Here is a 265-nt window from a genome sequence, read left to right on the forward strand (position 1 = left end):
TGTCAGGCGGTGGGCGCGACAAGCCGGAATTGCGATTCAGCACCAATCGCACTGCCCGAAGGTCTCGATGATGGATAAGCATCGCGTGATCTACGAGATGCTTATGGCCGGCTCATATAGTGTTGCCGAGATTGCTGCACAGGCTGGGGTGTGCACAACCACGGTGTATAACCGGCGGGCTAGATTGACCACTATGAATACCCGCAGTCGGATAACACCTGGTGATGTATCTCGTGTTGGTACTGGTCGGCGGCTAGGGCTGGCC

Annotated in this window: 1 pseudogene; it reads left to right on the forward strand. The window is 56.6% G+C overall.

Annotated features, from left to right (window positions below):
* Positions 1 to 67: 67 nt before the first annotated feature.
* A pseudogene (locus CHU70_RS11290) lies at positions 68 to 265 on the forward strand (IS30 family transposase); the annotation flags it as partial.

It is taken from the genome of Corynebacterium sp. LK10 (assembly GCF_008042455.1).
Lineage (GTDB): Bacteria > Actinomycetota > Actinomycetes > Mycobacteriales > Mycobacteriaceae > Corynebacterium > Corynebacterium jeikeium_D.